The 23802-nt window shown below is 56.5% G+C and carries 21 protein-coding genes and 1 pseudogene; 12 read left to right on the top strand and 10 right to left on the bottom strand.

The features are described from left to right. The first annotated feature begins 65 nt into the window (after positions 1-65). From TH3_RS04505 to greB, 3 genes are all read left to right on the top strand, one after another. Positions 66-1022 (top strand): LysR family transcriptional regulator, encoded by a 957-nt coding sequence (locus tag TH3_RS04505; protein ID WP_007090474.1) that lies wholly within the window; start codon positions 66-68, stop codon positions 1020-1022. A gap of 76 nt (positions 1023-1098) precedes the next feature. Further along, positions 1099-2328, top strand: coding sequence for an MFS transporter (locus TH3_RS04500; RefSeq protein ID WP_007090475.1), 1230 nt, complete (start codon positions 1099-1101; stop codon positions 2326-2328). A gap of 102 nt (positions 2329-2430) precedes the next feature. Further along, the gene (gene greB / locus TH3_RS04495) at positions 2431-2913 is read left to right on the top strand and encodes a transcription elongation factor GreB (protein ID WP_082242444.1); all 483 of its coding nucleotides are present in this window, start codon (positions 2431-2433) and stop codon (positions 2911-2913) included. Here greB and TH3_RS04490 read toward each other — a convergent pair. The 7 genes and pseudogenes from TH3_RS04490 to TH3_RS04465 all read right to left on the bottom strand — a co-directional run bounded on the left by TH3_RS04490 (position 2898) and on the right by TH3_RS04465 (position 9056). Beyond that, positions 2898-3308, bottom strand: coding sequence for a VOC family protein (locus TH3_RS04490; protein ID WP_007090477.1), 411 nt, complete (start codon positions 3306-3308; stop codon positions 2898-2900). The two genes, greB and TH3_RS04490, sit on opposite strands and share 16 nt — an antisense overlap. Before the next feature lie 88 nt (positions 3309-3396). Next, positions 3397-5910 (bottom strand): ATP-dependent helicase HrpB, encoded by a 2514-nt coding sequence (gene hrpB, locus TH3_RS04485; RefSeq protein WP_007090478.1) that lies wholly within the window; start codon positions 5908-5910, stop codon positions 3397-3399. 67 nt (positions 5911-5977) lie between these two features. Then, positions 5978-6364, bottom strand: coding sequence for a type II toxin-antitoxin system VapC family toxin (locus TH3_RS04480; RefSeq protein ID WP_007090479.1), 387 nt, complete (start codon positions 6362-6364; stop codon positions 5978-5980). Then, complete coding sequence (locus tag TH3_RS23540; protein ID WP_420823193.1) at positions 6364-6492, bottom strand: antitoxin of toxin-antitoxin stability system; 129 nt, start codon at positions 6490-6492, stop codon at positions 6364-6366. Before TH3_RS23540 ends, TH3_RS04480 begins: the two co-directional genes overlap by 1 nt. Positions 6493-6498: 6 nt before the next feature. Continuing rightward, a pseudogene (locus TH3_RS23535) lies at positions 6499-6603 on the bottom strand (type II toxin-antitoxin system Phd/YefM family antitoxin); the annotation flags it as partial. A gap of 70 nt (positions 6604-6673) precedes the next feature. Then, a complete protein-coding gene (locus tag TH3_RS04470) occupies positions 6674-8005 on the bottom strand; it encodes a prenyltransferase/squalene oxidase repeat-containing protein (RefSeq protein WP_007090481.1) in 1332 nt (443 codons plus the stop codon). Then, the gene (locus TH3_RS04465; protein WP_007090482.1) at positions 7992-9056 is read right to left on the bottom strand and encodes an O-antigen ligase family protein; all 1065 of its coding nucleotides are present in this window, start codon (positions 9054-9056) and stop codon (positions 7992-7994) included. Before TH3_RS04465 ends, TH3_RS04470 begins: the two co-directional genes overlap by 14 nt. 80 nt (positions 9057-9136) lie before the next feature. On the opposite strand from TH3_RS04465, the gene TH3_RS04460 reads away from it, so the two are divergent. Then, positions 9137-10501: an O-antigen ligase family protein gene (locus TH3_RS04460; RefSeq protein WP_007090483.1), complete on the top strand. Its 1365-nt coding sequence runs from the start codon at positions 9137-9139 to the stop codon at positions 10499-10501. 288 nt (positions 10502-10789) lie between these two features. Here TH3_RS04460 and TH3_RS04455 read toward each other — a convergent pair whose 3' ends face one another. Together TH3_RS04455 and TH3_RS22260 are read right to left on the bottom strand one after the other, a co-directional pair. After that, positions 10790-12796, bottom strand: a complete 2007-nt coding sequence (locus TH3_RS04455) for a GumC family protein (protein ID WP_167710549.1) — start codon at positions 12794-12796, stop codon at positions 10790-10792. 38 nt (positions 12797-12834) lie between these two features. Then, positions 12835-14262: a WecB/TagA/CpsF family glycosyltransferase gene (locus tag TH3_RS22260; protein ID WP_007090485.1), complete on the bottom strand. Its 1428-nt coding sequence runs from the start codon at positions 14260-14262 to the stop codon at positions 12835-12837. A 140-nt stretch (positions 14263-14402) separates the two neighbouring features. On the opposite strand from TH3_RS22260, the gene TH3_RS04445 reads away from it, so the two are divergent. The 8 genes from TH3_RS04445 to TH3_RS04410 are packed head-to-tail and all read left to right on the top strand — an operon-like array spanning position 14403 to position 22300. Next, positions 14403-15530 (top strand): glycosyltransferase family 4 protein, encoded by a 1128-nt coding sequence (locus TH3_RS04445; RefSeq protein WP_007090486.1) that lies wholly within the window; start codon positions 14403-14405, stop codon positions 15528-15530. After that, positions 15523-16719: a glycosyltransferase family 4 protein gene (locus TH3_RS04440; protein ID WP_007090487.1), complete on the top strand. Its 1197-nt coding sequence runs from the start codon at positions 15523-15525 to the stop codon at positions 16717-16719. The genes TH3_RS04445 and TH3_RS04440 overlap by 8 nt, the downstream gene beginning before the upstream one ends. After that, a complete protein-coding gene (locus tag TH3_RS04435; protein WP_007090488.1) occupies positions 16712-17851 on the top strand; it encodes an MATE family efflux transporter in 1140 nt (379 codons plus the stop codon). Before TH3_RS04440 ends, TH3_RS04435 begins: the two co-directional genes overlap by 8 nt. Next, entirely contained in the window at positions 17848-18591 is a 744-nt protein-coding gene (locus TH3_RS04430) for a hypothetical protein (RefSeq protein WP_007090489.1), read from the top strand. The genes TH3_RS04435 and TH3_RS04430 overlap by 4 nt, the downstream gene beginning before the upstream one ends. Next, on the top strand, positions 18576-20054 hold the full coding sequence (locus tag TH3_RS04425; protein WP_007090490.1) for a hypothetical protein: 1479 nt from the start codon (positions 18576-18578) through the stop codon (positions 20052-20054). The genes TH3_RS04430 and TH3_RS04425 overlap by 16 nt, the downstream gene beginning before the upstream one ends. Beyond that, on the top strand, positions 20051-20788 hold the full coding sequence (locus TH3_RS04420; protein ID WP_007090491.1) for a glycosyltransferase family A protein: 738 nt from the start codon (positions 20051-20053) through the stop codon (positions 20786-20788). Before TH3_RS04425 ends, TH3_RS04420 begins: the two co-directional genes overlap by 4 nt. Beyond that, complete coding sequence (locus TH3_RS04415) at positions 20785-21876, top strand: glycosyltransferase family 4 protein (RefSeq protein ID WP_007090492.1); 1092 nt, start codon at positions 20785-20787, stop codon at positions 21874-21876. The genes TH3_RS04420 and TH3_RS04415 overlap by 4 nt, the downstream gene beginning before the upstream one ends. Positions 21877-21934: 58 nt before the next feature. Continuing rightward, the gene (locus TH3_RS04410; RefSeq protein WP_007090493.1) at positions 21935-22300 is read left to right on the top strand and encodes an MmcQ/YjbR family DNA-binding protein; all 366 of its coding nucleotides are present in this window, start codon (positions 21935-21937) and stop codon (positions 22298-22300) included. 12 nt (positions 22301-22312) lie between these two features. Here the strand turns inward: TH3_RS04410 and TH3_RS04405 are convergent, their stop codons facing one another. Next, positions 22313-23602, bottom strand: a complete 1290-nt coding sequence (locus tag TH3_RS04405) for a nucleotide sugar dehydrogenase (protein WP_007090494.1) — start codon at positions 23600-23602, stop codon at positions 22313-22315. Between the last annotated feature and the right edge of the window lie 200 nt (positions 23603-23802).

Raw genomic sequence — 23802 nt, 5'->3', positions numbered from 1 at the left:
TTTTCTTGCATCAATAGCCGATTTGCGCGATCCTGAACCATCTTTTGTGACAACAGGTGACCGTCATGGATACCCGCGAACTTCAGGCATTGATTGCCGTGGCCGATGAAAAATCCTTTCATGGGGCGGCGGCCCACCTTGGCCTGACGCAGCCCGCTATCACGCGCCGCATCCAGCGCCTTGAAGAACGCATTGGCACACAGCTTTTTGACCGGTCATTGAAACCATTGCAACCAACCCCTGCCGGGCATCGTGCATTGGCCGAAGCCCGTGATCTTTTGCGCCGCCTTAACGGTTTCACCGAAAGCATCACCGGCAACAATGCCGTGACGGGCCCCTTCCGCCTTGGCGTCAGCCACGGGGCAGCGCCTCTGCTGGCAGCACGTGAACTGCGCGACCTGCACACACGTTTTCCTGACATGTCGCTTACGATCAAAAGCGGCTGGTCAAGCGAGCTGTTGCCGCTGATGCGGCGGGGTGAAATTGATGCCATGCTGTCGCTGGATGGTCCACATGGCACAATCGGTGGGACCGATGTCCGAGATATTCCGGCAAGTCTGCGCGCGCAAAAGCTTCTTGATGACCAAATCGTTGCCATCGGACCACGATCGGCCAAACACCACCCGAAAAACATTGCCGAACTGGCCGAACATCCAATGGTTCTGATGCCGGATGGCTGTACTTTCCGGGCACTTGGAAATGCGTGGGCGCGTCAGAACGGGGTACAGTTCAAGTCCGTGCTCGAAGTTTCCGCCCTTGAATTGCAGATCGAAATGGTTGCCGCCGGTGCGGGATACGGCATCATGGCACGGCGGTTCTGCATGCACAGTCCGGCGGCAAACCGCATTCGCATCCTTGATATTCCAGGCATGAACTGGAATATGGGGATCATGCTGATCCGCCGTCAGGCCAATACCGATCTTGATGATATCATTGATACCGTTGGCAAAATTGTCGTCGAAGCCGGAGCGATATCCGATCCGCTGCCAGATAATAATGCGCAAATGTTATCAGTACAATAACCCGAATGAATTGGACGCATTACACCATCGCGTTCAAAATCGGAACAATTATTGAAATCCGCTCCGGAGTAGCCCGATGAGCCCCACTCTTCGCACCGCCAAGTGGTTTCCCTGGCTTGTTCTTGTCGCTGGCTGTCTTGTCCTGGCAGTCAATCTTGGCATCCGCCCGTCGCTTGGCCTGTTCATCCCCGATATGCTGACCGCCACGGGCTGGAGTGCCTCGACCTTTGGTCTGGCCTTTGCCATTCAGAACCTGATGTGGGGTGTTGCCGCCCCGATTGCCGGTGCCCTTGCCGATCGCTATGGCACAACCCGCACCCTGATCGGCGGGGCGCTGTTTTATGCGCTGGGTCTGTATCTCATGGGGACTTCGACCTCCCCACTTGAACTGCATCTGACATCAGGCTTCCTGATCGGGGCGGGTGTCGGTGCGACCAGTTTCCCGGTCATTCTGGCCGCTATCAGCCGCGCCTTTCCGCCGAACAAACGCAGCTTCGCCCTTGGTCTGGCATCCGCCGGGGGATCGGTCGGCCAGTTTGTCATGGCCCCGACAACCCAGTTTCTTAATGACGGTTATGGCTATGTCACCGCCCTTGCAATTCTTGCCGTCATGTCGATGATCATCGTGCCCTTTGCCTTTGCGCTTACCGGCAAGGCCGAGGCCCATGGCCCCAATTCAGGTGGTGCCGATCTTGGACCGACCGGGCTGGTCGCGGCCTTCCACGAGGCGCGCAAACATCGCGGTTTCCTGCTGCTCAATGCCGGTTTCTTTGTTTGCGGCTTCCATATCGCGGTGATCGCAACCCACCTGCCAACCTTTACCCAGCTTTGCGGGTTACCCGGTTCGGTCGCGGCACAGGGGCTTGCGATTGTTGGCCTGTTTAACATTGTTGGCACCCTGACGGCCGGTTGGGCGGGCGGCAAATGGCGAAAAAAATGGAGCCTGTCGTTTATTTACGGCATGCGAGCACTGGTCATTCTACTGTTCATGCTTGCCCCCAAAACCGCCGAAACCATCTGGCTGTTTTCTGCCCTGATGGGAGCGCTTTGGCTGTCGACCGTGCCGCTAACCAGTGGCCTCATCGTACAGGTTTTCGGCCCGCGCTATATGGCGACCCTGTTTGGCATTGTGATGCTGTCCCATCAGATCGGCGCATTCTTTGGCGCATGGATGGGCGGGATCATCTTTGATATGACCGGCAGTTTCGATGGCGTCTGGATCACGTCGATTGCGCTGGGCATCTTTGCAGCCCTTGTCCATATGCCGATTGACGACAAGGCCCTGCGTTCGGAAGCAACCGCGTAAATCGTTGTCATCTTCTGCCTTTAACAGAGCGCCGCCGCATCCCGCATGCTGCGGCGCTTGATCCCTCTTTTCCCTCTCGTTCATTTGGGTTAAAACCCGCTGATGGACAGACCGATTTACATGACCCCCGAAGGGCTTGCCGCCCTTCGCGCCGAACTTGATCACCTGTGGAAAAAGGAACGGCCCGAAACCGTTGCAGTGGTTTCATGGGCGGCAGGTAATGGCGACCGGTCGGAAAATGGCGATTACATCTATGGCAAGAAGCGCCTGCGCGAAATTGATCGCCGGGTGCGCTATCTGCGCAAACGGATCGAGGACGCGGTTGTTGTCGACCCGCACGAACAACCCGACCACAGCCGGGTTTTCTTTGGCGCCACGGTTACATATGTGAATGCGCGGGACGAAGAAGTCACCATCCGCATCGTTGGCGAGGACGAGGCCGAAAGCCTCAAAGGCAAAATAAGCTGGATTTCACCCGTCGCACGCGCCCTGATGAAAGCCGGTGTCGGTGATGTGGTGACGCTACGCACGCCAGCAGGCGAGGACGAGCTTGAAGTCCTGAAAATCAGCTACCCGACCGTGTAACCATTGGGTTCTGTCACCGCAATTTCATATCCGTCCGGATCACGGACAAAGAACTGATGCGTGCCGTCCTCAAGCTCCGTCACCGGCTCTGGCTTGAACCCGGCATCGTTTAGCGCGTCAAACATGCCGTAAACATCATTGCATTCCAGATACCAGACCAGCCCGGCAAAGGATGGCCGCATCCGGCGTTCTTCATGTGAAACACCGCCATGCGCGGCCAGCATCAAACGTATTCTGGTATCCCCGTCACCTGCCTCCAGCATCGCCCAGACCGGTTGCTCATCCAGGTCGGACAAGGTACGCGCCACCACCTCAAAACCCAGCAAACGGTAAAAATCGATGCTGCGGTGAATCTCGGCAACGTTTAAAAGCGGTGTGGCGGCTGTGATCATCATGATCCTGTTAAACGCAAAATCGCGGCACGATTATGCCCGCCTGCGCCACACGCGTATAGCCCCTGCCGCGCCCGATAAGGCCGTCTTCTCACATCCGGCTTTTAACCCGTCTAGTCGGTTCGGCTTGCAACGGGTCGTCGGGCCAGTAATGTTTGGGATAACGTCCCTTCATCTCGGCCTTGACCTGCGCATAGGAGCCGTTCCAGAACCCGACCAGATCAGACGTTACCTGAAGCGGCCTTTGTGCTGGCGACAGCAGATGCAACGTCACCGCCACCTTGCCCCCGGCGATTTTGGGGGTTTCGGTCGCGCCAAACATTTCCTGCAACCGGACCGGAAGTGCCGGTGTTTCAGCACTATAATCAATGCGGATGTGTGATCCGGTCGGCACGGTCCAGTGGGTCGGTGCCAGACGATCAAGCTCTTGGCGCCTGTTCCAGTCAATGCCCGATACCAATGCCTCGGCCAGATTGACCTGTTTAAGCTGGCTGCGTTTATTGATCCCGCCAAGATATGGCATCAGCCAATCCTCAAGCCTGCCCAAAAGCGCATCGTCGCCCATATCAGGCCAGTTTTCCGGATCGACCCGGTGCAGGAACGCGATCCGTTCGCGCAGTCCTTCGGCTGCTTTGTCCCACGGCAGGCAATGCAGGCCAAGGCGACGAATGCCCTCGATCATCGCAGTTGCAATCGCATCCGGTCCGGCTTCGTCACGGGTGTTTTTTTCATCAAGCACCAGCGCGCCGATCCGCCTTTGCCAGCGCGCCTGAACCGCATCGCTTTGCGCATCCCAGAAGACCTCTGTCCCTTCGGAAATCTGATCGGCGAAATGGGTTTCAAGGCTCGCGCGCGATAACGGTGCGGCAAGGTAAATCCGTGCTTCGCGCGCCTGCCCGTCAAGCTCCGCCACCGCGATATAGGGTTCGTTCGCCAATGCATCGTCATTGGCCAGTATCCCGCCACGCCCGCCCGACAGACGATAACGCGCATCAGTCCCCTTGCGCCGTTCGCCAATCCGGTCGGGATAGGCAAAGGCCAGAAGCAACCCGACCTGATCGGCATGATCAACAGGATCATCGGGGCCAGCGGGGTCATGATTGCCCGCTTTGCTGGCCTCTTTCTTCACGGCATCACCCAATCGCCGCGAAAGCTGCCTTGCGGCCTCGGTGATCATTTTCGGGGCCTTTCGGGCCAAAATCGCCTCGACCCTAAGCCGTAAATCCGCGCCGCGACCGCGCATGAAATCGCGATCCGATAACAATGCCGCCAGCGCACAGGCAACCTCGCCCAGTCCAAGGCGCGCGCCACGCAACATCATATGTGCCAACCGCGGATGCACTGGCAATCCGGCCATCGCAGTTCCCATTGGCGTGATCCGGTTAGCATCGTCAATCGCCTCAAGCCGCCGTAACACATCACGTGCCTGTTCGATCTTTGCCCCGTCGGGCTGATCAAGCCACGGCAGGCTTGCCGGATCAGACACGCCCCAGCGGGCGAGCTCCAGCGTCAGCGGCGCCAGATCGGCATCAGCAATTTCCGGCGTGGTAAAAGGCGGACGGGCGCGATGTTCGGCTTCTGCCCACAGGCGATAACATACGCCTGGCTCCAATCGTCCGGCACGACCGCGACGTTGTTCGGCACTGGCCTGCGATGATTTGACCGTCACCAGCCGCGTCATGCCCGATGCCGGGTCAAATCTTGGCAAACGCTGCAATCCGCAATCGACCACCACCCGAATGCCATCAATCGTTAATGACGTTTCGGCAATCGCAGTCGCCAGCACCACCTTGCGCATGCCATCGGGTGCTGGCTCAATTGCAATATCCTGTACCCTGGTTTCCATCGCGCCATAAAGCGGCGCAATGATCACCGATGGGTCAAGCCCATCTTTCAATGCCGCCTCAACCCGCGTGATTTCGCTCTGTCCCGGCAGAAAGGCCAAGATCGACCCGCTTTCCTCGCGAAGTGCCTGCCTGATCGCCGCCGTCATTTCCCGATCAATCCATGCATCGGGGCGGATTGGAACATATTTTGTCTCGACCGGAAAGGCTCGGCCTTCGCTGGTGATCACCGGGCAGTCGCCCATCAGGGCCGCAATAGGACCGCCATCAAGGGTGGCCGACATCACAACAATACGCAAATCATCGCGAAGGGCGGTCTGCGTTTCCCGCGCCAAGGCCAAACCCAGATCGGCATCAAGCGACCTTTCGTGAAATTCATCAAAAATCACGCAACCAATGCCTGACAGTTCCGGGTCATCCTGAATCATGCGCACCAGAATACCTTCGGTCACGACCTCGATCCGGGTTCTGGTGGAAACCTTGCTGTCAAACCGTACACGATAACCGACCGTCTCGCCCACGCTTTCGCCCAATAACTGCGCCATCCGCCTCGCCGCCGCCCGCGCGGCCAGCCGCCGGGGTTCCAGCATCACGATCTTCTGATCATTGCGCCATGCCCTGTCCAGTAAAGCCAAGGGCACCTTGGTCGTTTTCCCGGCCCCCGGCGGAGCCTGCAAAACCGCGTTGGCGCCAGTTTCCAGCACGGCACAAAGGTCGGGCAGAACCGCATCAATCGGAAGGATGGGGAAGGCTTTGGGCATGAACTGAACTAACAACTACGGCAAGGGCCGGACATTACTGAAGGATTTCATCAAAAGCGCAACAAAATCAGACCAAACGTACCAGCCCTGCATATTTCGCGACCAGATCATCCGATGTCAGAAGCACTATCCCTTCCGATATCGCCTGAGCAACCAGAAGCCGATCAAACGGATCCTTGTGAATAGACGGTAAAGTATCGATCATAAGCGTATGTTCGCCAGTGATAGGCAATTCGGAGTATCCATTATCAATTAACCCTCGACGCAATAGCCGCGCATTCACCCGAAAATCATCTCGCCCCAGCCCGGACTTGATTGCGATTTCCCAAAGACTGGCCGCGCTGAAAAGCAATTCGCTCTCAGCGTTTTCGATCAGATCAACTGCGCCAGATGGAAGCTTTTCCGGTTCTCCTGCTGCCCAAAGGATCAAGTGCGTATCGAGTAAAAGCTTCATCAGCGCAGACCAAACATTTCTTCGATCTCGTCCGATCCCATTCTGTCGAAATCGTCCGGAACCAGAATTTCACCGCGAAGGAATCCCGTCCGTTTGGCAAGGGACTTCTCGGGATCAAACGCAGACATCTGAACGACCGGTTTTCCTGCCTTAGCAATTACAAGATCCTCGCCGTTCATTACCCTTGCAATCAACCGGGACAGGTGTGTTTTGGCCTCATGAATGTTAACTGTTCCCATCGCGCACCTCAAATATGACTAAGTTAACTTAGTCTATCTTAGATTTATCGAATTCGCAGCAAAAAGCGAATTACTCCTGCTCGTGCAAGAATTGCACCGGCCCTGTCCTCAAAACAATCCCCCGCTCCCCACCAATCCGTTGCAGGGTTTTAAGCCCGCGCGTCAGCCCATAAAGCTCATCCATATCGCCGCTTACCCGCATTTTCTGCGCTTCAATCCGGGTCACTTTAAACAGGTCGCGAAATGCACCCTCGGAAAGCGCACGAAGGGCTTCTTCCTTCTCCGGCCGGGCCGGATCGAGATGTTCGAAAACCAAGGGTTGGGCAGGGTTGAGTGCTTCTGTCATCGTGGTCTTTTCTATCACAATCGATAGGGCCCAGACCATCCATGCCTGTGTCCAGCGCATATAATTGCGCCGATCCACGCCAAATCGTCCCCGCCCGGCGAAGAAAACACCGCGCTTTGCATCAAACAATGCTTCACACGCCCAATCCGCAATCTTCTTTGCCGCGGGAAGCTCACCAAACCGGCAAAGTGTCCCGATGGCTTGTGCCACCGCATGACAATCAACATACCCGTCCCGCCTGGCAAAGCTGCGCGGGCGGCCAGTAGTGTCAAAACATTCCGCACGGTAAAACGCATAGCCACGCATGATCGCGTCATCCAACCCGACCATCCCCGATGCCCGGAACCGATCCAACACATCAAGGATGTAACCGGTATGAAAGCCATCAACAAAGCGATGATGCAACCGCGTGCCATATTCCCACTCTCCATCGGAACGCTGCGCGGCCAGAACCCGCGCAACCGCCTTCCGGCTTATTTCATTACCCGGATCAATGCGATGCAATGCCCAGGCGGCCCAAAGGCTGGCATTATGGATTTCGCCATCCCCCTGCCCGACATAGGCAAAATATCCATCCCGCCAAAGCCCACGCAAAAATCCCGCCGCCCGATGTAATACCGGGTCGCTTGGTGCTATACCGCCAGTCATCAACGCATCAACCGCAAAGCTCGTGACAATCGCATTGGACGCACCGCGCGGCACATAAAAGGCGCGCGCCTGCCACGCAAACGGATATCCCCAACCACCGTCCTCGTTTTGCATCCGGCAAAGCCTGCCCGCTACATCACAAAGCCGTACCCCATCAGCCGCCCCCAAAAGCAACGCCAACGTTTTCGGGTTTTGCAATGCCGGGATGATCGCAATATGGCGTAATGCCCTTGGCCCACGCTTAATCGCGTGCAACCAAGCCAGCCGCGCCATCCGAAACCGCCCCAAGCCGCTTAAACGGAACACCCCGCTTTCGAGCCCGTCAAATGGATCGGCCCCGGCAAAGTCGGCGTGAACAATCCCCGCAAGAACACGGTCACGCACCGCAATCAGATCATTGCCCTGCATCGGCATTCTCCCGCATGGCAATCCCCGCCGCCATCCCGCAACAAATCAGGTAATGCCCGTATGACAGTGTATTGTCCGTCACCATCGTCACCGCGACTGATGCCAGAATACAGATCGCCAACCCCGATCCCCGCGCAAACCAGATCAGCATCCCCCAACCCATCAACCAAAGTATTGCTCCGATCAATCCCGTCTCGAACAGGATGCGGAAATGATCATTATGCAGCGCGCCGAACGCCACCGCAGACGGCAAATCCTGCAAAATCGCCTCAACACTGCCCGCTCCAAAGCCAAGCCATTGACGCGCGGCGGATGCCGTTTGCCAATCATCCCAGAACATCCGCCAGAATGCCAATCGCCCACTGCCATGCGTCATCAAAAGGCGCGGCAGCCAGATCGTCATCATCACCCCCACCGCAATCAAAGTCGGCAATCCGAAAAGCCACGTCATCGCTCGCGAAAACCGAACCCGCCCGACAAAGGTGATCATCAGCGCCAAAACCGCAATCCGCGTCTGGCTCAGGACCACGGCAACCGCCGCAACCCCGCCAATCCATCCGCGCGCATGCCCCCGCATCGCGCACGTCAATGCAAACAACCCCAAAAACAGAAACGGATGATTAAGCCGCCACCCTTCATGGGTAATCTGAAAAACGCTTGCCATCGGCAGATACAAAATCAATGCCGGCACCATCACCCGCAAACAATCCCGCCCCAGCCATAGGCCGCATATCAGGCCAAGCGGCAGGATCAGAAGATTGCCGATCAGCCGGACTTTCTCATCCGTCCCACCATCGCCAAGCCCAACAACCCCGACCAACCCCGCCAGCAAAAGCACGGCGACCAATCCATCTCCCGTCAATCGCCCCTGCAAAATCGCAGGCCCAACCCAAATCCCCCAAAACCCGATCAGGATCAGCTTCGCCAGCATCCCGCCAAACCCGGTCAGCCAAAGCGATGCCAGCATTGCCACAATGCCCAGCAAAAGAACCGGCATGTTTGAGCCGGCCGCATCCCCGACCGTGTCCGGCTTCTCGTTCATTTCGGCCATGAATTGCCCCTGCGACACCCCGCCACACCACGCTGCGGGACAAATCCGAAAAACTCCGCTATCGTGATCAGCTTGAAATCATGGATATTTTCGGAACGCTGATGCAGCGACTGGTGCCATTTTGCCTGACATCCCAGATCGTTCTGGCCCCGATCATGCTGGGCGGCGCACGACCTTGGGCGATAGCGGTTCTGACCATCCTGACCGGCATCGGGTTGCTGGCGGCGGGATGGTTCGGCCACTTGAAACTGACCCGACCGATCAAACAGGTTGGCATTGCCGGCGCACTCCTGTCTGTATGGCTGGTCGTGCAGGCCGCACCGATCTGGCCAACGCTGCCTGCCCCGTTCAACGGATCGCACCTTGCCCTTTACCCAACCGCCTTCCTGCCGATGATCGGCAGTGTTTTGTGGCTGGTCGGTATCTATGTGCTGGCCGCTGGATGCGCGCAAATGCAAGGTGATAAATTCACCCGTATAATCGCATGGGCCGTGATAATTACGGCAATTCTGCAAGTCGCACTTGCCTGTCTTGCCGATATCTTCTCGTTTGAAAGCACCTATTGGTTTGCCAAGCAGGTCCATCTTGGTGACTGGACTGGAAGCTTTGCCAATCGCAACGCCTTTGGCGGCCTGATGACGATTGCGGCGATCTACGCCCTTTACCTTTTCTGCGCCAAGGGCACGGCCACAATCGGAAGCCGGATTGATCACGCGGCTGGCTGGATCGCACTTGCACTGATTTTCACATCCGCCCTGTTCGCCAGCCATTCGCGAAGTGCGGTTCTTGCACTGGCAATTGCCCTCATCACCTTTGCAATCATGCTTCGCCCAAAAGCAGACCGCCTGCTGCCGCGCATCACCTATCCCGTTATGGTCGTAGCCTGCGTTACAACTGCCCTGATCGTCATCGCCATGCTCATTCCCGATCTTGGCAATCGCTTTGCCGAACTGGCCCGCCCCGATCTGATCCAGCGCGATGACGCATGGCACACTGCCATCATCGCCATATCCCATCGCCCATTTAGTGGCTTTGGCCCGAACGCGATTGCGCTGGTGATGGATCATTTCGCAACCCTTGGCCTTAACCGCAAAGCCGCATGGTTCAGCAGCCATAATTTATGGCTTGATGCCGCCCTCATCTTTGGCATTCCCGCAACGCTGGCGATGGCTGGCTTTATCCTGTATCGGCTGACACGCACTTTCCGAGCAGCCGAAAACCGTCTGGATCGAACGCTTCTGATCAGCCTTGCGGCTCTGATCGGTATCATGTCCAGCATCGGCTGGGTCGCGTCGATGCCTGCACTCATTCTGCCCTTCCTGTCCCTTCTGGCCGCGCTTGAAGCAAGGCCGAAAGTACAAAGCCGCGTAGCATCACAATATCGGAACGATCCCCGGCAATCCGTGCGGCCCGATCCAGTTCTTCGCCAATCGCCTGCGGATTAAAGTCTTGTTGCTGCGCCCGTGCCAAAGCCCGAAGCGACATCAAAACCGGATCAAAAGGCGCATCTATAAGCTCCGCACTCGTCAATATCTCCAAAGCCATCCATTCGCCTGATTTAAAAGCTGCCTTGACCGCGTGCTGCTTTGCGTAATCGGCAACTCCATCCCCATCACGCAAAGCAGCCTCGATATCCGGCACATTCCGCAATGCCGCCATCTCAGCCCCAAGGCGGCCCAAACCGATCCCGATCAAAACCAGCCCGGCAAATATAGGGGTCCGGCGAAAACGCATCAGGCGTCCTCCGCCCTGTCGGCATTGTCCCGACCATACGCCGGTCTGCCCCGTGTGGCAGCCAGGACAAGGCCATCGGGCACCAACCCGGCGGCGTTCAACTGATTGATGGCATCGCGCACATCACGGCGTTTGCTGTAACCACGGCGCAGCACCAGCAACCGTACATCCGCCGCCCCCATCAGCAGTATCGCATCGGCCACTGATAAAACCGGCGGAGTATCAATCACGATCCGGTCATAACGACCGCGCAGAAGATCCAGAACATCCCGTAATCCATTCTGAAGCAAGCCGGTCGCAAAACTTCCCGGTACGGATGCCCGCGCACCGATATAGTCAAAAGATTCGCGATCTTCCCCGCTTTGAATGGCGTCCTCCAACGTCCCGTCACCGGCCAGAACCGCCGTCAAATCCGACACGTTGCCGACACGCGCAAATCCCGTTGGGTGGCGCAGATCGCCATCAAGCAGAATCGTCTTCATCCCCGCAGTCGCAAAGCTTGTCGCAAGATCACGCGCCAGTCTGCTTTTGCCTTCGCCCGGCACAGCCGACCCGATGCAACTGACATGGGCGCGGCCCGCATGTACGCGCGTTTTGGCAAGGATATTGATCAAAACCGCCAGATGGCCAACCGCTTCCTCCATCGAAACCGCACTGGTAAAGGGGTCATCAACTTGCGGAGTCCGGGCATAAAGCGGAATACCAAACCGGTCTTCCAACTTCCCGTCATCATGGATCGCCTGATCGAAATAGTGCCTTAGCATCCCCGCAACAACGGCGGCAAAAAGCGCGACCAGAACTGCCGCCATCCACAAATCGCGCTTGGTCGGAAACTCCGCCGTTTCAGGCAGGCTTGCGGCCTGCATCACCGTCACATCACTTTGAAATGCAGCCAATGCGATACGAAGTTCCTGCTCCGTTGTGCCAAGCGTGTCGGCTTCGCTGCGCATCAGTTCCACCGCGCGCAAAAGGGCGGCCTGCCCCTGTGCCTTTTCATGGCGGACAGTCAATTTTTCCTGCCAGTCATCACGCTGGCTTCTGATCACATCATATTGTTTTTGCGCATCTCGCAGATCAAGCACGATCTTCTCTGCTGCCACCAACACGGCGTCGCGCAGATGCCGCTGCACGGTTTCAAGTTCGCGATGAACAGCAATCATCGCCGGATGCTTGGGACCGTATCGCTGATCCAATCCCGCATGATTTCGACGCACCTCGTCATATTGCCCAGAAAGCCGTCGAACCGTTTCATTATTGGCAATCGGTGGCAGGGCCAGAAGGGCATCAATCGACTGCGCATTCTTGCGCGCATCTGCCATCAGGCGTGCCCGTTCCAGATCACGCCGCGCAACCTCCAGTGCGCCACTCAATTGATAAATCCGGTCCAGCATCAAACGGCTTTCATCGGGTTCGATAAAGCCTGCCTGCTGCTGCCACACCGAAAGATCGGTTTCGGCCTGCGCCAGCTTTGCGTTCGCGGCCAAAAGCTGTTCGGACGTTTCCATCAACCTCGCACGAAGTACCTGTTTACGTGTACTTTCGCGCTGCCAAAGGTAACTGTCGATAACGGCATTCAGGATTTTCTGGCTTTGTGCCGAATCATGATCGGTCACACTAACCTCGATCACGGACGCATTGCCAATGCGCACCACCTCGATCCGTGATCGCAGGGCACCAAGTACGCGGTTATCGCCTGCTTCATTTCCCTCACTTCCGTCAATCGCGGGCACGATCTGAACGCCCTCGCCGCGCAGGACCGAAAGTGCGGTTGCCAATACTTCATTCCCGCGAAGCTCCGCCATTGCGGTTTCCAGATGCTGCGCAACCCCGCCCCCGTCTACCGGGGCATCTTCGCGATCGATCACAAAGGCAATTTCGGCCACCGAACGATAGGTTGGCATCAGTCGGGGAATAAGAGCCGCGGCCACCATCAACACCGCAACAAAAACAAGCATCACAATCCCGCGGCGCTGCCACAGCACCGCGAACAGATCGATCAACGTCAAGTCTGTATCCTTGTCGGTTTGCAGTTGATCCGAATGCCTCATCGCGGGCTGACCGATGGCTGTTCAATCCAGTACGACTGATCGGTATCTGCCCTTTCTTCCGTGAGGCTCGTGTTCCAGCTTTGCGTCGCCGCCGGGTCCCATTGCCTGTAATACGTGCTGAAACGAATTGGCAAAAAGGGCTGGGGTGGCTTTGATATTGATCCGGGACTGGTATTGTCGGTTGTCTCTGACGCAACGGCTTGCGCGCGATATCCCGCATCAAAAAACCGCCTTGAGATTTCAGGCATCGTTCCTGCTGCCATCGCGTCACGCATCATGGGTTCGGGATACATTGCCACCACCCGAAGCACCGCCTTAATAACGATCAATTCCATCAGAAAACTGCCTGTTCCGCCGGGCATGAGCATCTGCGTCAATGCCAGAACCCGATCCAGAACCAGCAAGACCATCCTGAAATCCTCTGGCCTCAGATTGCCTTCGCTTGTCACCACATCCCGCCCCAACAATCTTGCAATCAGGGCATCGACCGTATCGTCAATTTCCACAGTGTCGTTTTCGGATAGCTGATCGGTCAGGAATTGCATGATCTGGCTTGCATTTGCCTCGGCCGCTTCGATTTCAGGTGGGGGTAAAACTACCTGTCCGCTTGCATCGGCGGGTGTCAACACAAGCCAGATCGCAAATCCGACAATCACGACCCAACCTGCCGCGTGGTAAAATCGTCCAGCCCATGCCCGCAAGATTGCCGGAATGACAGCCCCGGCAAACCGCCAAAGCCCGCGACCATATCGTGGCCCCATCGTGCGCGGCGCCATGGCAATGCGCCATGCAAATTCCAGCCCGCATCGCTGCATCATCGCTGGTGCCCGCCTGATATCACCGGCCAGCACATCAAAAGCCCCCCCAACCCCCATGATAAAACGGCATCCGGTTTTCGGCCCGTAATTCACCACAAACGCATCCTTGCGCGGACTGGGAAGGGCAACAAACACCACGTCCGCACCGCTGGCCCGAACCTTTTCGGCCAGTTTGGCATCATCGGGGTCGTAACCGTGATGGACCCCGGCAATGATCAGTTTGGGAAAATCGCGGCGAAGGCGTGCTTGCACGCGATGCAGAACATCATCGCGGGCGCCTAGCAAAAAGACCGAACGTCCCGCCGCCTCAAACCTTGGCAAAAGGCTTTCCATCAAATCAATGCCTGTCACCCGTTCGGGCACCGCAAGGCCCAGCAATCGCGCCGCCCAGACAATCCCCATCCCATCCGCCGACAGGCAATCGGCCTGTGCTAAAACACCCCAAAGACCGCCATCCCGACACGCTTGTGCGAATTTGACCGCATTTAACGACAAATGGCGGAAACAGCCTTCTTGATGGATATTGGAACAGATGTGATCGGCCAATGACGCCTGCCTGCGCAAATCAAGCGTCAGGCCGAAAAAGTCCCCCCGGTCGCTGGTCATCCCCGCCGATCTCTCCCCAATGTCCCTTTATATGATGGCTGCAATTGTTCGCACCCCGACAACCATCTGACAAAGCATTGAAATTCAAAGTAACTTATGATTGTTTTGTCATCAAGACAAACACCAAAGAGTGATGGCGCGTGAAGATCATTCTGCTTACGAATATCGTTCCGCCCTACCGGCAACGCGCCTATGGCATGTTGGCCAGCCTTGTTCATGCCTGCAACCCGGCCCGAAATCCAGATGGCGACTTCCACGTCATCTGCACCCAGCGTCAAGAACCCCAACGCGCGTGGCCGATGCTGACCGGCGATTTCGCCCAATCAATCCTGCCCGGCATCAAAATCCCGCTTGGTGAAAACCGCGTGATCCCGATTAATTTCGGCTTAATCCGCGCCCTTGACGCCGCCCGGCCTGATGTCCTGATCATTGCCGGTTTCGGACTGGCACAATGGCAGGCACATCTTTATGCCCGCCGACACAATATCCCAACCATTTTACAGTTTGATGGTTGGGCCGGATCGGACGCCACCTATCAAAACCGTCTTCGCGATTGCATCCGGAAAACGATGATCGCGCATGCCAAAACCTGCATTGCCGCCGGGGAAAATGGCCAAGACTGGTTTGTCAAATCCGGCAAGGTCAGAAATAATATCCTGATCGCCCCCATCCCGCCTTCCTTCAAGGCTCCCAATCATCTTCACGGCTTTGATGACCGTCCTGTCGATCTTTTATGGTGCGGAAGACCAACATTATCCAAGGGCTTCGAAACCTTCCTTGAAATTGCAGCCGGACTACACCGCCAAGGCCACGCAAAGCGTATACAAATCGTCGGGGCCTGCGACCAGAATGACCTTGCAAACCGGCTTGCGGGACTAGGTCTGAACAAGGCCACCGACCATATGCCCGAAATACCTCCGGCGAAATTGCCCCGCATCTATCAGCAGGCCAAACTCTGCCTCCTGCCCAGCCGCAATGATGCCTATGGCGTCACCGTGATCGAGGCCATTGCATGCGGCACCGTCGCCCTCGCAAGCAACCGGGTCGGCTGCGTTCCCGATATTCTCGGCACCGCCGAAATTCTGCCTTGCAACATCGTGCCCGCATGGATGACGGCCTGCGCGCGATTGCTAAGTGATCGCGCCGCATGGCAGAAAACCCAAGCCCGGCAGCATTCCCGCATCGCCAACAAAACCCCCACCCATCACGCCGAAACCATCTTGCGGGCTTGCAAGATGGCAAACAGCGCAGAGGTGCCTGATGCATAACCGCGTTTTGGTCCGTGATGCCCCGGTCTGGATGATTGGCCGCAATGACCAGCTCCGCATTCTCGCAGCCCATCTAGCACACCATAACCGGCTGGTCCGCTGGGACAGTTTCTGGCGTCATGACGGTAGCGGTTTTCTCACCCCGCCGGCCCGGCGGGTGGAACCACATCTTTCCACTGTTCCCGGCCGACACCTCTTGCCCGATATTATGGGAAAGCTCGCACAAAAGCTTCACCTTCCCGCGCGAAACCTCTATTCCGATCTGCCTCTGTCATGGCTGGCGCTTCTCCATATGCCCGATGCCCGTATCCTCCACGGTCAGGGAAATTACAGCCTTCCCGCCATGCAAGCTGCCCGTGCACATGGCATGACGATCATTTCGGATGTCACCGGCCAGCTTGCCCCGGTCCGCTATCGCCAGCTCGCCGACGAGTATCACCATCACGGTTTGCGTTATCGCGAGATATCAAACTTCCTTGCCCGCCGCCGCATCGCAGAAGCCCGATTTGCCGATGGCGTTTTTGCCCCCTCCGACGTGGTTGCCGCCGGACTTGAAGAATGCGGCATTGATCCGGCACGCATTCATCTGGTTCCCTTTGCGTCCGGCCTGTGTTCTCAATTGGTCAAGGCCGAACGACCAACACAAAATCCCGGCATCACCCGCCTTCTCTATGTCGGCAATATCTCGATTGCCAAGGGCATCCGAATTTTGATCGAAGCCTTCCGTGCGCTGCGCACCCGTCATGGGCCTTCCATCACGCTTGATCTGATCGGTGCGGCACAGCCCTGTGCGTTCGCCTATCTTTCCAAACTGCCGCAGGGTTGCGTCTGGCACGGCGCAATGCCACAGGCGAAGCTTGCCGAGCACTTGCTCTCCGACGATATATTCGTCTTCCCCAGCCTGTCCGAAGGCAGCAGTCTTGCCGTGCTTGAAGCCATGGCGGCTGGCTGTGCCGTGATCACGACCCCAGATGCCGGAAGCCCAATTACCCATCAAAAAAATGGGCTCCTGATCCGGCCCCGCGATAGCAACGCTCTGATTGACGCCATCCAGGCCCTGCATGCCGCACCGGCACGTGTTCAGGCACTTGGCGTCGCCGCCCGCGACCTGATCGCAACCAATATCACCATGGATTACGGCACCCGATCCGAAGCCGCCTATGAAAGGGTTCTTGCCCAACATGCATAGGTTCCGCACGTATATTTATCCGCTCTGGATGCTCTCAGCCAATCTGATCACACGCCTTGGCGGTATGATCATTCTGCTTTTGATCGGCCATCATTTCGCCCCCGATCAGTTAGGGGCCTATTTCGCGGCCGTTGCCACCATCGGCCTTGCCGTAACCATCGCGCAGGCCGGATGCGGCCTGCTTCTGATCCGGCTCTATCAGGCAAACCAGCGCCGCGCCGCCTTCGCCCTTTGCACGCTTCGCCTCACACTCGCTATTGCGGCAACCGCGTTTGTCGTCATCATGACAGACATCCCCCCATCGCCGATCCTTCTGATGCCCACGGTCGCGACTCTCGCCCCGGACTGGATCATCACGGCACGCGGTCAACTTTCCAAAATCGCCCTGATCGCCGTTCTAGGACAAATCGCCGGAATCACCGTCGCTTTCGTTGCCATCGTCACCCAAAGCAATCTGGCCCTCTTTGCCATCGCACCAGCAATCTCACTGGCAAGCCTGATCGCTGGTGCCTTCCTTGCCCTTCGCGGTCATGCCTCTCACCCAACTGCCATAACCAAAATCACCCACAGCCAGATGATCAATCTGATCGGCTTCACCCTGCTGGCTGGCGCACTCCCCAATCTTGATTTCGTGCTGCTCGGCCAAAATCTGTCCGACGCAGCGCACACCAGTCTAATGCTGGCCCAACGCATATTCCTGATCACGGCGGCGATCATCGCCAGCATTTCGGCGGCATTATTTGCCAAAAAGCAGGCCGGACTGCTCCGCGATATCTGGCTGATCGCACCACCACTTGCCATGACTGCAATACTTCTGATGCTGCCCGAAACGCTTGCCCTGCTTTTTTACGGCACTGTCAATGTCGACCTCGTCGCCTTGTTGCGCACAGGGGCCTTCTGGCCCGTGCTGCTTGCGATGGTCTCGCGTCAAATCCTGATATCGCAGGAAACCGAAAGCCAGTTCTTCCCCGGCTGGATTTGCCTTGCTCTTATGGTTGTCTCAGGCGTGCTTCTTCCGGCTTCCCCTCATGAAACCGGTGCCGTGATCATCATGCAGCTTCGCCTGAGCCTCTGCCTGATCCTGATCGCGATATGTCACCGCAATCCCATTTTGCGGAACAAACCGGCATGAAGAAATTGCAGGCCGAAATCATCAATAACCGCCTCATCACCGGCCAGTATGGCGATATCCGTTTCGGGCCATGGAGTTTTGAATGCTCTGATCGGCACTCTTTCGTCACACTCAGCGATCAATGCCGCAACACATGCCAGGTTGGCGATCACTGGCAACTGGCCGAAGGCGACTGGGCGCTTGATTACCAGACAAGCCGGATTGATCCAGCAACGCTTCGCATCCGGGCAACACTCTCCGCCCGCCGCGATGGGCTGTTACAGGATGCCGTCATCCGGCTGATCTTTGACAAACCCACCATTCACTCCGGCGAAATTGCCGGTCGCAAATATCACCACACCGACAGTGACAGATACCGCCTGTATCCCGTCCGCACCGTCCGACTGATGGGAACCGATGGCACAATCATTCACGTCACACTTGATCGTTATGACGGGGCCGGTCGCTTTACGCCTTACATTTATCTGCGTGATCGCGGCGATCACTGGATCATTCACGCCCGCCTGCTGCCAATCGATCCGGTTGATCACGTCTGGTTGCGCTGGGCCAACCGATTTTTCACCCTGTCCGCCCCGGATTGGCTGGCGCATCTGGTCTGGAATTTTCCGGGTGGCAAAGCTGCTTTCTGGCGCTTGCGCGAACGACTTGGCCGACGCTGTCCCGAAATACAGGCAGTCCCGCTTAACAGGCTGAAATCAAGTCAGTCCCTGATGCTGGAGGTCACATGTCGCTTCGCGTAGTACAATCTGATTTGCACGAACGCTGCCTTCGGCTTGCGCGTTTGATTGCCGATCAACTGGCCAATCAGCAGTACGAAAATGGCGATTTCCCCCAGCACAGCTTTTACGCCAAGGCCTATGCCGTCGCCCTTTGTCAAAATCTGGGTTACGATCACTATACTGCGAAAATTAGGGCGGCCGTCAATGCGCTGAAAACCGAAATCCAGGACCACCGTTATCATCGCGAATTCATCGAATACGCACTGGAAAACTGCCCGGACATAAACGCCGAAACCCGTTATGCCATCTTGCGAAACTCCCCATACCAATCGCCCAGTGTCGCAAACTGGCACATCCTTGCAATGCGTATCCGCCAATCCGGTTCATGGCGGGATAAACTGCGTGCAAAACTGGACTGGCTTTATACTCGTACCCGCTTCTGGCGCGCACCGGTCTTCATGGACCGCCCCGGCTGTTTTTCCGCGCAATATCATGCCTTCTGCACCGCCTTGCTGACCGATAGCCCTATGCCAGCCCAACGCAAAATCGCGGCGAAGGCCACTGATCTGATTGCCCGACTTTGCGCAACAACAGGCATCCCCAACCTTGTCGGGCGCGGTGCCGGACAGAGCTTTGGCGCAACGACCGCCCTTTATGCCCTGCTCAAACACGGCTATCGCGCTGAGGCCGAAGCCATCCTGTTTCGCCTTGAACAGACCTTGCTGCAAACCGAAACATTGTCGCTCAACCTGCTTGCCCCCAATCCTTTACCAGATGATCCCGGCCCGGATAATCCACAAACACCGGGCTGGTACAGCTATAACCGGCATTACGATTATCTGGCTTTCACCGGCTTCTGGCTGCTGCGCGCAGCAATCGATAGTTCGCCCGAACATGCGCCAACAATTCGCGCCAATGCCGATTTCCTGCTGATCCACGACACCGATCATTATCACGCCCGCATGTGCCTGCGCGGAAAGTCGTCCTATGATATCACGACCGCGCCGGTGTTGATCACAAACGGTCATGTTTTCCTGCCTCCCACCGGCGGCGAAGAAGACTTTTCAAGCCTTTATGGCCCGGCATCACTGCCACTTCCGGCCTTTGCCGGTCAACAGGCGTGTAGCACCTTCACATCCGGCACGATAAGCGATAGCACCGCAAAGATCACATTCAGACTGGCAGGTCGCCGGGGCCAGCGCGACATCACATTCAACGAGAACGAAATTGTCATCCATGATCAGGTCGATACAGACAGCCGATCCAACCTGCATCTGTTCCGCCTGCTGGTCCCCGCCGGCTTGGCCTTCGAAAAACCCGGTTCAAACCGGATTGATTTCCCCGATTTGAACCTCCACCTGATCGCGGACCATCCGCTCCATATCACCGATGATGGCCTGTTTGCCGTAACCGGCCCGGTCAGAACGATCTTTGTCCCGAACCAAAGCACCGCAACACTTCGCATCGTCTGGAGCCCCTCATGACCAAGGATGATGCGATCACCGTGATCACCACGGTTCGGGATGGCGATGCCTTTCTGGAACGCTATTTTGCCAATCTTTACAAAATTCTCCGCCCGCAGGATGTTGCCATCCTTGTCGATGATGGTTCGGTAAACCCGATCATCCTTCCCGGCCAAGCAACAAGAGTCAAACTGATTTGCTGCCCCCCGATTGGCAGGGGAGCCGCCCTTAATCTTGCCATTTCCAATGCGACAACCCGCCTGATTGCCATTCAGGATATCGATGATGTGTCTCACCCGGATCGCCTGTCGATACAGGCCGCCTTTCTCATGGATCGTCCAAACGCCCTTGCCTTCGCCACAGGACAGGAAACAGCCACACCAAACGCCCGCAACCCGTGGCAACAAATCCCGGCCACACGGCTTTATCGCAGCAACCCGCTGCATCACTCGTCATTGGCGTTTCATCGCGATATCTGGGAAATGGCCAGTGGCTATGACCCGGTACTGCCGTGCTGCATCGATCTTGATTTTTATCTGCGCGTCGCAAGCCTGCCCATGACCTCCATCTGGCAGTTTCGCCGACAATTGATTACGCGAAACACTAATCCCGAGACACGCCATTTTGCCTCCATCCCCGCCCCGGTCTATCAAGAAACTTTACGCATTGTTCTGGCCCGACATCGCCGGGCTATCGCGCCACCACATTGGATGCGCATTTTCGATCTGAAACGTTTGTCGGGGATTGGCAGATGACGAAACCACCGCGGATCATTGCCTTGGTGCAACTGCCCCCGCCGATGCACGGGGCGGCAACCATGAATGAACGGGCTTTGGTCGCGCTTCGCAAAATCTGTGATGTGACAGTGCTTGAAATGCGCTTTGCCAAAAATCCCCGCGATATTGCCAGGATGAGATTGGGCAAACTGGTTATGGCTCTGGGACTTTGGCTAAAACTATTGCTCGCACTCCGGCGAAAACCCGATGCACTTTATATCTGCTTCGCCCCAACTGGGGGCGCGTTTTATCGCGATTGTCTTTATGTGATGACGGCCAAAATCCTTGGCATCGCAACCATACTGCATCTGCATGGCCGTGGATTGCAAACCGGGCGCAGCCAATGGTTAACCGCATTTTTGCAACGCCATGCCTTTGCCGGGCAAACCGCCATTATTCTGGGCAAGGCGTTGCGCAATGAAATTGATGGCCTTCAATGCCGATCAAAAATCATCGCCAATTGCCTGCCCGATACGGCCTTCATGATCGATCACGACCCGATCAGCACCATAACGCCGCGTATGCTTTATCTATCAAACCTTTTTCGCAGCAAAGGTATCGATGATGTGCTGGCGGCCTGTGCAATCCTCAAACAGCGTAATATCGATTTCGCGCTTGATATCGCAGGCGCCGAAGGCGACCTCTCAACCTGCGAACTTGCGCAATTGATCCGTAATTTGAACCTTTCGGATCACTGCCATTATCATGGTCCGGTCGATGCGGATATCCGCACCGAACTTCTATCCAACGCCAACCTTTTTCTGTTTCCCTCACGCTCCCCGAACGAAGCACAACCTCTTGTCGTGCTCGAAGCCATGGCCGCAGGAGTTCCCGTCATCAGCTCCGCAATCGGAACTTTGGTTGATATCGTTCGCGATGGCGAAACCGGCCGCATCTGCCAGCCCGGCAATCCGGAAATGCTGGCAAATATTGTTTCAGATGCCCTGATCCAACCAACCAAAACCCACGAAATGGCGCGGGCTGCAAAGGCCTTTTGCAACCAGAACTTCCGGACAGATCGGTTTGAGAAGGAACTTCAACAACTGATCAAGGAAATCATTTCTTGATCTCTTTAACCACGCCTGCCCAAATATCCAGCAAGCCTTAATCGTGAAAGATACCGTCATGACCCGCGATGAATTCAACGCATTTTGCCAATCGCTGCCCGTGACAACCCATGTCGTGCAATGGGGCGGTGCCGATGTCTGGAAAGTCGGCGGCAAGGTCTTTGCGATTGGCGGCTGGACCACGGGTCATACGCTTGGCATTACCTTCAAGGTATCCGACATCGCCTACGAGGTTTTAAAGGAACAACCAGGTTTGCGCCCTGCTCCGTATCTTGCCTCGCGCGGGATGAAATGGATCCAGCATTATGACGCACCGGGACTTGATGATGCGAGCCTGCGTGACCATTTGGCAGCATCCCACAAAATCGTCTCGCGCGGCCTGACCAAAAAGATGCAGCGCGAGCTTAATCTGTATCAGGAATAAACGGCGCGGCTTTTACAAGCGCCAAAGGTCGATGCCTGCGGGCACGTCGTCACGCGGCAGAATGGCGCGCACATCGGCAACGAAGCCGGTACCATCCTTCAAAAGCCCCTCCACTAGTGGCCACCCCTTGGCAACATATTCCCGGTGTGACACCGCCAGCACGACGGCATCCGCCGGTTTCAGGTCGGCATCACCACACAATTTCAGACCATCGAATTCATGCAGAACTTCCTCGGCATCGGCATGATGATCATGGACCTGAACATTTATCCCGGCATCTTCGAGCGAGCGGATGATATCGATCACGCGCGTATTTCGAATGTCGGGCACATTTTCCTTAAAGGTCAGGCCAAGCACCGTCACAGTAGGGTTCTTGGTCGCTCCTTCGCGCAACAACGCCCGAATGACCTTATTGGCGACAACCTCGCCCATACCGTCATTCACCCGACGACCGGCCAGAACCACCTGCGGGTAATAACCAAGTTCCTCTGATTTGTGGGTCAGGTAATAGGGATCAACCCCGATGCAATGCCCGCCGACAAGGCCGGGCGTAAAGCGCAGGAAGTTCCATTTGGTGCCCGCGGCATCCAGAACATCACGGGTATCGATACCCGCCCGATCAAAGATCAGCGACAGTTCGTTCATCAGCGCAATGTTCAGATCGCGCTGGGTATTTTCAATCACCTTGGCGGCCTCCGCGGCCTTGATCGTCGGTGCCTTGTGGATCCCAGCCTTGACGACAGATCCATAAACTGCCGCAACGATTTCAAGCGTTTCAGGCGTCTGCCCCGACACAACCTTGGTTATGGTGGTAAAGCGATGTTCGCGGTCTCCAGGATTGATGCGCTCAGGCGAATAACCCACCGTGAAATCGATCCCCGCCTTCAACCCCGAAAGCTGCTCCAGGATCGGCACGCATTCTTCCTCGGTCGCGCCCGGATAAACCGTGCTTTCATAAACAACGATGTCGCCCTTCTTAAGGATTGCACCAACGGTTTTCGATGCAGATCGCAATGGCGACAAGTCAGGACGGTTTGATTTGTCAATTGGGGTCGGCACAGTCACGATATGGAAATCGGCCTGACGCAAATCTTCGGGATTATCACTCAGCAACAAATCGGCGGCTGCCAGCTCATGATCATCAACCTCGCCGGTTGCGTCATGCCCTGCCTTAAGCTGTGCAATGCGCGACTTGTTGATATCAAACGCCACGACACGTCCGATTTCGATCCCGAAGGCCACCGCCACCGGCAAACCGACATATCCCAGACCGATAACCGAAATCTTGCGACCGTGGCTCATTGCTCAACCCTTGAAATTGAATTCTGCCTGACTTCTAGCCAGCACGTGCTCAACCGTCAATAAAAGAGGAACGGTATCCGCTTTAGGCAATCGCAAAATATGTGTTAACCTACGAGTTCTCGAAATCAGACTGTTATCCATGCATAAAATCCCCTATCTGATTTGCCTTTTCCTGTTTTGTCTTGTTGCTGGAATGCCCG

It is taken from the genome of Thalassospira xiamenensis M-5 = DSM 17429 (assembly GCF_000300235.2).
GTDB classification, from domain to species: domain Bacteria; phylum Pseudomonadota; class Alphaproteobacteria; order Rhodospirillales; family Thalassospiraceae; genus Thalassospira; species Thalassospira xiamenensis.
This window is presented reverse-complemented; position numbering and strand designations above follow the sequence as displayed.

What these genes read in the sequence shown, in the direction of transcription:
- TH3_RS04505 (WP_007090474.1), top strand. Translation starts at nt 66, where the DNA reads ATGGATACCCGCGAACTTCAGGCATTGATTGCCGTGGCCGATGAAAAA.
- TH3_RS04500 (WP_007090475.1), top strand. Translation starts at nt 1,099, where the DNA reads ATGAGCCCCACTCTTCGCACCGCCAAGTGGTTTCCCTGGCTTGTTCTT.
- greB (WP_082242444.1), top strand. Translation starts at nt 2,431, where the DNA reads ATGGACAGACCGATTTACATGACCCCCGAAGGGCTTGCCGCCCTTCGC.
- TH3_RS04490 (WP_007090477.1), bottom strand. Translation starts at nt 3,308, where the DNA reads ATGATGATCACAGCCGCCACACCGCTTTTAAACGTTGCCGAGATTCAC.
- hrpB (WP_007090478.1), bottom strand. Translation starts at nt 5,910, where the DNA reads ATGCCCAAAGCCTTCCCCATCCTTCCGATTGATGCGGTTCTGCCCGAC.
- TH3_RS04480 (WP_007090479.1), bottom strand. Translation starts at nt 6,364, where the DNA reads ATGAAGCTTTTACTCGATACGCACTTGATCCTTTGGGCAGCAGGAGAA.
- TH3_RS23540 (WP_420823193.1), bottom strand. Translation starts at nt 6,492, where the DNA reads ATGTCTGCGTTTGATCCCGAGAAGTCCCTTGCCAAACGGACGGGATTC.
- TH3_RS04470 (WP_007090481.1), bottom strand. Translation starts at nt 8,005, where the DNA reads ATGCAGGGCAATGATCTGATTGCGGTGCGTGACCGTGTTCTTGCGGGG.
- TH3_RS04465 (WP_007090482.1), bottom strand. Translation starts at nt 9,056, where the DNA reads ATGGCCGAAATGAACGAGAAGCCGGACACGGTCGGGGATGCGGCCGGC.
- TH3_RS04460 (WP_007090483.1), top strand. Translation starts at nt 9,137, where the DNA reads ATGGATATTTTCGGAACGCTGATGCAGCGACTGGTGCCATTTTGCCTG.
- TH3_RS22260 (WP_007090485.1), bottom strand. Translation starts at nt 14,262, where the DNA reads ATGACCAGCGACCGGGGGGACTTTTTCGGCCTGACGCTTGATTTGCGC.
- TH3_RS04440 (WP_007090487.1), top strand. Translation starts at nt 15,523, where the DNA reads ATGCATAACCGCGTTTTGGTCCGTGATGCCCCGGTCTGGATGATTGGC.
- TH3_RS04435 (WP_007090488.1), top strand. Translation starts at nt 16,712, where the DNA reads ATGCATAGGTTCCGCACGTATATTTATCCGCTCTGGATGCTCTCAGCC.
- TH3_RS04430 (WP_007090489.1), top strand. Translation starts at nt 17,848, where the DNA reads ATGAAGAAATTGCAGGCCGAAATCATCAATAACCGCCTCATCACCGGC.
- TH3_RS04425 (WP_007090490.1), top strand. Translation starts at nt 18,576, where the DNA reads ATGTCGCTTCGCGTAGTACAATCTGATTTGCACGAACGCTGCCTTCGG.
- TH3_RS04420 (WP_007090491.1), top strand. Translation starts at nt 20,051, where the DNA reads ATGACCAAGGATGATGCGATCACCGTGATCACCACGGTTCGGGATGGC.
- TH3_RS04415 (WP_007090492.1), top strand. Translation starts at nt 20,785, where the DNA reads ATGACGAAACCACCGCGGATCATTGCCTTGGTGCAACTGCCCCCGCCG.
- TH3_RS04410 (WP_007090493.1), top strand. Translation starts at nt 21,935, where the DNA reads ATGACCCGCGATGAATTCAACGCATTTTGCCAATCGCTGCCCGTGACA.
- TH3_RS04405 (WP_007090494.1), bottom strand. Translation starts at nt 23,602, where the DNA reads ATGAGCCACGGTCGCAAGATTTCGGTTATCGGTCTGGGATATGTCGGT.